Origin of the sequence: Polaromonas sp., assembly GCF_041689105.1 — a bacterium.
Classification (GTDB): Bacteria; Pseudomonadota; Gammaproteobacteria; order Burkholderiales; family Burkholderiaceae_C; genus Polaromonas.
In genome coordinates, this window is record NZ_JBDNGU010000027.1 from 1 (window position 1) to 7,379 (window position 7,379).

The following is a 7,379-nucleotide window of genomic DNA, read 5'->3' on the forward strand; positions in this document are numbered from 1 at the left end:
CCTTTTTTGTACAACCTCACGACTTGCTTGCGACGCTCGTGAAGTTGCTCCAGTGTTTGCTTTCTTGCGCTTTCTTTTTCCATCAAGCTTCGACACGAAAAATCGAAGAAAGTTCAGACTTTATGGGGCCTTATCTATAGATGCCGATTTCGTTCACAAACTGCGAGCCAGCTGCCCAGGAAGCTCCGGTGCCTCGGCCACGCTGCCCTTGGCATGCCGCTGGTTGTTGCAGCGCTCGTGGCTAATCGCCAGGTTCTCGGCGTGGCTGTTGCCGCCTTCGCTGAGCGGTCGGATGTGCTCCAGCGTGGCGGCGGCCGGCAGCACATGTTCGCCGCAGACCCAGCAAGGCACCTGGCCATGCAGTTGCCGGGCCACGGTTTTATAAATTTTGTCCCGCGTGTGGGAAAGTCTGCTCATCCTCAAGCCCTCGGTTGTCTGTACTGATGCCGGTTGGAAACGCTGGGGAGCCTGTCGCGCGTGGCAAGCGCCGCAGCAGACTTATCCGCGCCGGGGTCCATCTTCGCTGTTGATGTCCCCCGATAAACCCTCTGCTTTCAACGGAATAGTTGACTAATTTAGTCGGACTATATATAGTTGACTAATTAAGTAGGATATCCACATCAAGGCGGTGGGTACCTCCCGAAACAAGAGCGATCCGGCTGGTTTTTCCCGATGATTGACTGTGACAACCAAGGAGTTTGACTGATGGCACTTACATTGACAGAAAACGCGGCAAAACAGATTCAGCGCCAGTTGGCAAAACGCGGCAAGGGAATTGCGCTGCGCATCGGCGTCAAGAAGGTCGGCTGTACCGGCCTGGCGCACACCTTCGACATCGTCGACAGGGCAGATCCGGGCGACCAAAACTTTGAGTCGCATGGTGCCCGCGTGGTGGTCGATGCCGACAGCCTGTTGTCCCTTGATGGATCCATCATCGATTTCGTCACCGAAGGCCTCAAGCAACGCTTCAAATTTGACAATCCCAACGTCGACAGTGAGTGCGGCTGCGGTGAGAGTTTCAACGTGAAGAAAAAGACGAACACAGCCCCAGCCTAGGCACTGCAGGGCGCTCTACCGCCCTGCACCGCCCTGTTTTCTTCAAGCCAGATAACCAGCCAGAAGGATCGCCATGAGTGCGCTACTGAAAAACCTAGTCAACCAGCCCTACAAGCATGGTTTTGTCACGGACATCGAATCGGACGTCGCGCCCAAGGGGCTTGGCGAAGCCACCATCCGGATGATTTCAACCAAGAAGGACGAGCCCGCGTGGCTGCTCGACTTCCGGCTCAAGTCCTACCAGGCCTGGCTCCAGATGAAAGAGCCGGTGTGGCCCAACGTTCATTACCCGAAGATTGATTTTCAGGCCATCAGCTACTACGCGGCGCCCCGGCAGAAGCCCAAGCTCAAGAGCATCGACGAAGTCGATCCCGAGTTGCTGCGCACCTTCGAGAAGCTCGGCGTACCGCTGCACGAGCGCATGGCGCTGGCCGGCGTGGCGGTCGATGTGATCTTTGACAGCGTTTCTGTGGCCACCACCTACAAGCACAAGCTGGCCGAGGTCGGCATCATTTTCTGTTCGATGTCCGAGGCCGTTTTACAGCACCCCGAGCTGGTGAAAAAGTACCTCGGCAGCGTGGTGCCTACAGGCGACAACTACTATGCTGCGCTCAATTCGGCGGTGTTCACCGACGGCTCGTTCTGTTTCATTCCCAAGGGCGTCAAGTGCCCGATGGATTTGTCGACCTACTTTCGCATCAACACCGAGGAATCAGGCCAGTTCGAGCGCACCTTGATCATCGCGGAGGAAGGAGCGTCGGTTTCTTACCTTGAAGGCTGCACGGCACCTGCGTTCAGCAGCAACCAGTTGCATGCCGCGGTGGTGGAACTGGTCGCGCTGGACAACGCGGATATCAAGTATTCGACGGTGCAGAACTGGTATGCGGGCGATGAGAACGGCGTCGGCGGCATCTACAACTTCGTCACCAAGCGCGGCCTGGCCAAAGGCGTTAACTCACGGATTTCATGGACCCAGGTTGAGACCGGTTCGGCGATTACCTGGAAATATCCTTCTGTCGTGCTGCGTGGCGACAACTCGGTCGGCGAGTTCTATTCGGTCGCCGTCACCAACCACCTGCAGCAGGCCGATACCGGCACCAAGATGATCCATCTGGGCAAGAACACGCGCAGCACCATCGTCAGCAAAGGCATATCGGCAGGTCGCTCCAACAACAGCTACCGCGGGCTGGTCAAGATTGCACCGACGGCTGCGGGCGCGCGCAATTATTCGCAATGCGATTCGATGCTGATTGGCGACCAGTCAGGCGCCAACACCTTTCCCTACATCCAGGTGCGCAACAGCACGGCCCAGGTCGAGCACGAGGCCTCGACTTCCAAGATCGGCGAGGACCAGCTGTTCTATTTTGCCCAGCGCGGCATCGGCGCCGAGGCTGCCGTGTCGATGATCATCAACGGATTCTGCAAAGACGTATTTCAACAATTGCCGATGGAGTTTGCGGTCGAAGCGACCAAGCTCCTCGGTTTCAAGCTCGAAGGAAGTGTCGGATGATTTACCAGAACAGTAAAACCATACTTGACGTACGCGGGTTGCGCGCGACCGTGAACGGTATCGAAATTCTGAAAGGCCTGGACTTTACCGTGAAGAGCGGTGAGGTGCATGCCATCATGGGGCCCAACGGCTCGGGCAAGAGCACTTTTGCCAAGGTGCTGGCGGGCCACTCCGCTTATGAAGTCACCGCTGGTCAAGTGCTGTTTGAAGGCCGGGATTTGTTCGCCATGGCGCCCGAAGAGCGTGCCCGCGCCGGCGTGTTTCTGGCTTTTCAGTATCCGATCGAGATACCCGGTGTCGCCAACAGCCAGTTTCTGCGCCTCAGCTACAACACGGTGCAGGCGCAGCGCGGCAAGGAAGAGCTCGATCCGCTCGAGTTTGACGACTTCGTGCGCGAGAAGATGAAGCTGCTCGACATGAACCCGGACTTTCTGGACCGCAGCGTCAACGAAGGCTTTTCCGGCGGCGAGAAAAAGCGCAATGAAATTTTGCAGATGGCCTTGCTGGAGCCGAGCCTGGCGATTCTCGACGAGACCGATTCAGGCCTGGACATCGACGCGCTCAGAGTGGTTTCGCAGGGCGTCAACCAGTTGATCACCCCTGACAACGCAGTCGTTCTGGTAACGCACTACCAGCGGCTGCTGAACTACATCGTTCCCGACTTCGTTCATGTGATGGACGCGGGCCGCATCATCAAAACTGGCGGCAAGGCGCTGGCGCTCGAACTCGAAGAACGCGGTTACGACTGGCTCAGCGACGAGCATCAGGCAGCCAGCGAAACGAGGGCGGCGGAGCTTACCTTATGAGCACCGTCACCGCGCTTCGGCAACCTGCTGTCGACTATCTCGACGCGCTGCTGACCAGCCAGCCGCAGTTGCCGGCCAGCCCATGGGCGCGCATCAATGCGCTGCGCGGCGAGGCAGTGGCCCACCTGGATGGGCTGGCGATGCCGACGCTGCGCGACGAGGAATGGCGCTTTACAGATCTGGCCCCGCTCACGCGTTTGTCATTCGAGCCGGTGCGCAGCGCCAGCCCCTTGCTTGCGGCGGACATCGCGCCTTTTTATCTGGACGATATTCCACACCGGCTGGTGTTTATCGATGGCATTTATACGCCGCAACTGTCCAGCCAAACCACGGAAAGTGGCATGGTGTTGACGAGCTTGTCGGCCATTGGGGCCGAGCATGCTGTAGCGATAGAAGCGCAGATCGGCCGTCATCAGGCCACGAGCGACAACGTCTTTGCCGCGCTTAACACCGCTTTTCTGCACGATGCAGCAGTGATCATCGTGCCGCGCAACGTGGAGTTTGCCGCGCCTGTGCATGTGCTGTTCATTGCGACGCAGGCGGGCGTGGCCAGCTATCCGCGCTGTCTGCTGGTCGCCGAGTCGGGCAGCAGCGTGACGCTGATCGAGGATTACGTTGCGCTACAGGATAAGCCCTACTTGATCAACCCGGTGACGGAAATCGTGCTGGCCGATCAGGCCCACGTCAAGCACGTCCGCGTGCAGCGCGACAGCCAGCAGGCGTTTCACATCGCCAACTGCGCGGTGTCCGTAGGGCGCACTGGCCATTACCAGTCTGTCAGCATTGCCATGGGCGCGCAGATTTCGCGCTATGACCTGAACGTGTTGCTGGCCGAAGGCGCCGAATGCGCAGTCGACGGCCTGGCGCTGATCGCCGACAGCCAACTGGCCGACACCCATACCCGCATTGACCACGCCAAGCCGCACGGCGTGAGTCGGCAACTGCACAAGTGCATTGCTGGCGACAGCGCTCATGCGGTGTTCAATGGCAAAGTTATGGTGCGCCAGGGCGCGCAGCATACCGACTCCGTTCAGTCGAGCCGCAACCTGCTGCTGAGTGCCAAGGCGCAGGTCGATACCAAGCCGGAGCTGGAGATTTTTGCCGACGATGTGAAATGCGCGCACGGCGCGACCGTCGGCCAGCTCGACGTCGAGGAAGTTTTTTACCTGAAAAGCCGCGGCCTGTCGGATGGCGCCGCGCGCAGTCTGCTGACCTATGCGTTTGCCGGTGAGATCATTGATCGCATTCACGTGGCCTCGCTCAAACACCAGCTTCAGCGGCGGGTGCTGACCCAAACCGGTAGCCAGCCATGAGCGCCGTCCTGGCCGAACTCACCCGCCCTTCGGTGACCGACATGGCAGCTTTTGACGTCGAGCGCGTGCGCGCTGACTTTCCGATCCTGCAACTCCAGATTGACGGCAAGCCGCTGGTCTATCTCGACAACGCCGCGTCCAGCCAGATGCCGCAGCAGGTGATCGACCGCCTGGTGCGCTACCAGACCAGCGAGCACGCCAACATCAACCGCGCGGTGCACTATTTGTCGGAGGCCGCGACAGCTGAATACGAGGCTGCCAGGCGCAAGCTGCAGCGCTTCATCAACGCACCCGAAGAGCGTGAAGTGATCTTCACCAGCGGCACCACCGATGCGATCAACCTGGTGATGCACGGCTATGGCCGCAAGTTCATCAAGGCGGGCGACGAGATCATCCTGACCACGCTCGAGCACCATTCGAACATCGTTCCGTGGCAAATGCTGGCCGAAGAAACTGGTGCAAAAATCCGCGTTGTACCCGTCAACGACGCCGGCGAACTGCTGATCGATGATTACGAAAATCTGTTCAACGAGCGCACCAAGCTGGTCGGCGTGATGCATGTCTCCAACGCGCTGGGCAGCATCAACCCGGTCAAGCAGATGATCGCGTTTGCCCACGCCCACGGCGTGCGGGTGCTGGTTGACGGCGCCCAGGCAGTGCCTCACCTGCAGGTCGACGTGCAGGATCTGGATTGCGACTTCTATGCCTTCTCGGGTCACAAGTTGTGCGGCCCGACCGGCATCGGCGTGCTGTATGGCAAGGCCGAGCTGCTGGAAAAAATGCAGCCCTTCAAAGGCGGCGGCGACATGATTTTGTCGGTGACTTTTGAGAAAACCACCTACAACACGATTCCGCACAAATTCGAGGCCGGCACGCCGCCCATCGCAGCCGCCATCGGGCTGGGCGCAGCAGTCGATTACCTCTCGGGCATCGGCATGGATGCCATCGCCGCGCACGAACTTGATCTACTTCAGTATGCGACCGAACAAATGGCTCACATGCCGGGCGTGCGTATTCTCGGCACCGCCAAAAACAAGGCCGCGGTCATATCGTTCACCATTGATGGTGTGCATCCGCACGACGTCGGAACCCTGCTCAATCAGGAGGGCGTCGCGGTGCGCACCGGACATCATTGCGCGCAACCGCTGATGCAGCGCTTCAAAGTGCCGGCCACCTCACGGGCCTCATTTGCGTTCTACAACACACTGGCGGAAGTCGACGCGCTGATTGCAGGCATTCGCAGCGTGCAGAAAGTGTTTGCGTAATGGCCAACTACAAAGCGCTGTACCAGGAGGTCATCCTCGACCACAACAGGAAGCCGCGCAATTACGGCAAGCTTGAGCATGCCAGCCATCATGCCAATGGGCAAAACCCGCTGTGCGGCGATCACATCAGCGTGGGACTGAATCTGAAGGGTGAGTGCGTCGATGGCATCGCGTTCCAGGGTGAGTCGTGCGCGATCTGCAAGGCGTCGGCGTCGATGATGACATCCGCTGTCAAGGGCAAGTCGCGTGCGGACGCGGAAATTCTGATCCAGGAATTTCTCGCCATGGCCACTGGAAAGCTCGACCTTGACAGTCCGAATCACATCGGCCGGCTCGCGGTATTCGCTGGTGTGCGGGACCTGCCGACACGCGTCAAATGCGCGATTTTGCCCTGGCACACCTTGCATGCTGCGTTCAATTCGGTCGCCAGTGCCTCGACCGAGGCCGGGGAAGATGCTATGCACGCACCGATCGGCAACGCGTGATGCTAGTACTGCGACTCAGAAATAAAGAAACATGAAAACGCGTCTTTTCCCGCCTGGCGTTGTTGCTCGTCGTTGCCATAGCTGCGGCTATGTCGCCTCCTCGCGCCTAGCCAGACGGAAAAATCCATCGTTTTCATTTTGTTCCTCTATTTCTGAGTCGCAGTACCCCCGCCACAGAGTAACCCTTGAGAGGACAAGATGCTGACAGCGAATGAACTAAGAGACTACATCATGCATGGCCTGCCCTGCGATCACGTGGACGTGCGGGGCGATGACGGCCAGCACTTCGAGGCGGTGGTCGTTAGCCCCCAATTCACCGGCAAAAACAAGGTGCAGCAGCATCAGCTGGTGTATCTGGCACTCGGAGACCGCATGCGCTCGGAAATTCACGCGCTCGCCATGCGCACATTCACGCCCGATGCCTGGGCGCAATCAGCCATCAAATAACTTTGGAGAAATGAAAAATGAACGTACAGGAAAGAATTCGCAATCAGGTCGCAGCCGATACCGTCGTGCTCTACATGAAAGGCATGCCCCAGTCCCCGCAGTGTGGGTTTTCTGGTGCGACGGTGCAGCTACTCAGGGCCTGCGGTGTGACGGACTTTACCGCCGTGGACGTGCTGGCCGACCCGGAAATTCGCGATGGCATCAAGGTTTACAGCAACTGGCCAACCGTTCCGCAGCTCTACGTCAGCGGCGAGTTTGTCGGTGGCGCCGACATTGTGCGCGAGATGTACAGCCAGGGTGAATTGCAGAAGTTGATCGATTCAGCGCTGGCTTGATGACATTGAAACGGGTGATGTGCGGGCTACTCGCTTAACGGGGTTATTGGGATCCGATACCAATTTCGCTGGAGTGCAAGCACTGCACCCTAGGGGCGAGCCAGAGGCTCGGCGAATTTGGGCTCTGACCCCAAAAACCTTGCGTGTCGGCCCAGCGCCGGC

Annotated in this window: 9 protein-coding genes; 8 read left to right on the forward strand and 1 reads right to left on the reverse strand. The window is 58.8% G+C overall.

Annotated elements, in window-relative coordinates:
- Positions 1–153 precede the first annotated feature (153 nt).
- The gene (locus ACESMT_RS02280) at positions 154–417 is read right to left on the reverse strand and encodes an HNH endonuclease (protein ID WP_372824845.1); all 264 of its coding nucleotides are present in this window, start codon (positions 415–417) and stop codon (positions 154–156) included.
- A gap of 288 nt (positions 418–705) precedes the next feature.
- Here ACESMT_RS02280 and ACESMT_RS02285 point away from each other — a divergent pair, with 288 nt between their 5' ends.
- The 8 genes from ACESMT_RS02285 to grxD all read left to right on the forward strand — a co-directional run bounded on the left by ACESMT_RS02285 (position 706) and on the right by grxD (position 7,217).
- A complete protein-coding gene (locus ACESMT_RS02285) occupies positions 706–1,056 on the forward strand; it encodes a HesB/IscA family protein (protein WP_372824847.1) in 351 nt (116 codons plus the stop codon).
- A 73-nt stretch (positions 1,057–1,129) separates the two neighbouring features.
- Positions 1,130–2,566, forward strand: coding sequence for a Fe-S cluster assembly protein SufB (sufB, locus tag ACESMT_RS02290; protein ID WP_372824849.1), 1,437 nt, complete (start codon positions 1,130–1,132; stop codon positions 2,564–2,566).
- The gene (sufC, locus tag ACESMT_RS02295) at positions 2,563–3,372 is read left to right on the forward strand and encodes a Fe-S cluster assembly ATPase SufC (RefSeq protein ID WP_372824851.1); all 810 of its coding nucleotides are present in this window, start codon (positions 2,563–2,565) and stop codon (positions 3,370–3,372) included. The genes sufB and sufC overlap by 4 nt, the downstream gene beginning before the upstream one ends.
- Positions 3,369–4,685 carry a Fe-S cluster assembly protein SufD gene (gene sufD / locus ACESMT_RS02300; RefSeq protein ID WP_372824853.1) on the forward strand — a complete coding sequence of 439 codons (1,317 nt, stop codon included), beginning with the start codon at positions 3,369–3,371 and terminating at the stop codon, positions 4,683–4,685. The genes sufC and sufD overlap by 4 nt, the downstream gene beginning before the upstream one ends.
- A complete protein-coding gene (locus tag ACESMT_RS02305) occupies positions 4,682–5,950 on the forward strand; it encodes a SufS family cysteine desulfurase (RefSeq protein ID WP_372824855.1) in 1,269 nt (422 codons plus the stop codon). The genes sufD and ACESMT_RS02305 overlap by 4 nt, the downstream gene beginning before the upstream one ends.
- On the forward strand, positions 5,950–6,435 hold the full coding sequence (gene sufU / locus ACESMT_RS02310; protein ID WP_372824857.1) for a Fe-S cluster assembly sulfur transfer protein SufU: 486 nt from the start codon (positions 5,950–5,952) through the stop codon (positions 6,433–6,435). The genes ACESMT_RS02305 and sufU overlap by 1 nt, the downstream gene beginning before the upstream one ends.
- A gap of 198 nt (positions 6,436–6,633) precedes the next feature.
- Positions 6,634–6,882 (forward strand): BolA family protein, encoded by a 249-nt coding sequence (locus ACESMT_RS02315; protein ID WP_372824859.1) that lies wholly within the window; start codon positions 6,634–6,636, stop codon positions 6,880–6,882.
- Positions 6,883–6,899: 17 nt separating this feature from the next.
- Positions 6,900–7,217: a Grx4 family monothiol glutaredoxin gene (gene grxD, locus ACESMT_RS02320; protein WP_372824861.1), complete on the forward strand. Its 318-nt coding sequence runs from the start codon at positions 6,900–6,902 to the stop codon at positions 7,215–7,217.
- The last annotated feature ends 162 nt before the right edge of the window (positions 7,218–7,379 follow it).